Source organism: Oceanicaulis sp. UBA6590 (assembly GCF_002433705.1).
GTDB lineage: Bacteria > Pseudomonadota > Alphaproteobacteria > Caulobacterales > Maricaulaceae > Oceanicaulis.
Genome location: NZ_DJIQ01000034.1, coordinates 1,135 through 2,915, shown reverse-complemented (window position 1 = coordinate 2,915; position 1,781 = coordinate 1,135). Strand labels below are relative to the sequence as shown.

3 protein-coding genes and 1 tRNA gene are annotated in these 1,781 nt (G+C 62.2%); 3 read left to right on the top strand and 1 reads right to left on the bottom strand.

Features of this window, described 5'->3' with window-relative positions; all coding sequences use genetic code 11:
* Positions 1-139 precede the first annotated feature (139 nt).
* The 3 genes from B2Z70_RS07085 to B2Z70_RS07075 all read left to right on the top strand — a co-directional run bounded on the left by B2Z70_RS07085 (position 140) and on the right by B2Z70_RS07075 (position 1,076).
* A complete protein-coding gene (locus B2Z70_RS07085; protein WP_009800828.1) occupies positions 140-445 on the top strand; it encodes an ETC complex I subunit in 306 nt (101 codons plus the stop codon).
* Between the two features lie 98 nt (positions 446-543).
* Positions 544-620, top strand: a tRNA-Arg gene (locus B2Z70_RS07080).
* Between the two features lie 24 nt (positions 621-644).
* Positions 645-1,076 carry a hypothetical protein gene (locus tag B2Z70_RS07075; RefSeq protein WP_292982133.1) on the top strand — a complete coding sequence of 144 codons (432 nt, stop codon included), beginning with the start codon at positions 645-647 and terminating at the stop codon, positions 1,074-1,076.
* On the opposite strand, the gene B2Z70_RS07070 is transcribed toward B2Z70_RS07075, so the two are convergent.
* The coding region (locus tag B2Z70_RS07070) for a SulP family inorganic anion transporter (protein ID WP_292982132.1) at positions 1,073-1,781 on the bottom strand (709 nt) is incomplete at its 5' end. The genes B2Z70_RS07075 and B2Z70_RS07070 overlap by 4 nt on opposite strands.

The window sequence follows — 1,781 nt, the reverse complement described above, 5'->3', positions numbered from 1 at the left end:
TAGCTCAGCTGGATAGAGCATCTGCCTTCTAAGCAGAGGGTCGCAAGTTCGAATCTTGCCGCCCCGACCATTGTCTTCAGGGCTTGTTAGCAGGCCCTCAGGCAGACAGGACGTGGATAGCCAAGTCTGGACGAGAAACATGTTCGCGAAGATCTACAAACCTTCCAAGACGGCCATGCAATCGGGTCGCGCCAAGTCCCAGGACTGGGTGCTGGAATTTGAACCGGCCATGGCCAAGCGTCCCGACCCCCTGATGGGCTGGTCTTCGACATCTGACATGCGCCGTCAGATTCATCTCAATTTCGAGAGCAAGGATGAAGCGGTGTCCTACGCCCAGCGTCACGGCATCGCCTTCCAGGTGCGCGAGGCGCGCGAGACACCGCGCAAGATCAAGTCCTACGCCTCCAATTTTGATGCGGACCGCAAGGAACCCTGGTCGCACTAGCGGCCGGCTTCGCCGCCTCGGGGCTGACAACAAAGCCCTGTCGCAACGCCGCGTCTTCACAGGGTGCGGCGTTTCGCATATCAGACCCCCTCAAACACGGCCCCGTAGCTCAACTGGATAGAGCACCGGACTTCTAATCCGACGGTTGTAGGTTCGAGTCCTACCGGGGTCGCCATGGGCTGTGGGTCTGGGGGCCGGCATGACAGATGACACGAAGGATGCACCGCACCGCTTGCGGTTCACGTTTCACGAGGATCGCGACATTCTCGAGGTCGCCTATCCGTCCATAATGGATGCGGACGCCGTGGCCGAGGCCATGGGCTACATGAAGACGGGGCGGATTTCGTCTCAGGGGCGGGCGCTGATTGATCTGTCCGATGTGGAAGCGATCACCCTGACGTCTGAAGACCTTGTGCGGTTCGCCAATGAGCGCGCACGGGATTTCGGCGATCGCAGCCGCACCCGCCAGTTCAACGCCTTTTACGGCATTTCCGACAGCATCCGCCCGACGCTCGACGCCTGGACGCGTTTCTTCCCCACGGGCGGCGGCCCGGTCGAGATGCGCCTGTTCGAGGCGCGCCACGACGCCATTTACTGGCTGATGGGACGCAAGGCGCAGTCCGAGGGCTAGTGCCCGCCGCCGAAGACTCCCGTGCGCACCGAATAGTCGGCCGCGACCTGATAGTCGTGGTCGTCATCGGAATCGATCATCAGCTGACCGGCTTTCTTCAGAAGCTGGTGGCAGTCGCGCGACAGGTGACGCAGGCGCAGCTCCTTGCCCTTGGACTCATATTTCAGGGCCAAGTCCTCGATCGCCTGCAAGGCGGACTGGTCCACCACGCGAGAGCGCTTGAAGTCCACGATCACCACATCGGGGTCATGCTCGATGTCGAACAGCTCCGAGAAATTATCGGTCGAGGCGAAGAACAGCGGTCCGTCCAGCTCATAGGTCTTCGCGCCCGGCACGGTGTGGCTGTCATGGGCGGAGATGTGCAGTCGCTTGGCCGACCGCCAGGCGTAGACCAGCGCCGAGACGATCACGCCCGCCACGACGGCCACCGCGAGGTCGTATTGCACCGTCACCACGGTCACCAGGATGATCACCAGCGCGTCCGAGCGCGGGATCTTCAGAAGGATGCGGAACGAGTTCCAGGCGAACGTGCCGATCACCACCATGAACATCACGCCTGTCAGCGCGGCGAGGGGGATCTGCTCGATCAGCGGCGCGGCGAACAGGATGAAGCTCAGCAGGAAGAGCGCCGCCATGATCGCGGCCAGGCGCGTCCGGGCGCCCGATTGCACATTGATCATGGACTGGCCGATCATGGCGCAACCG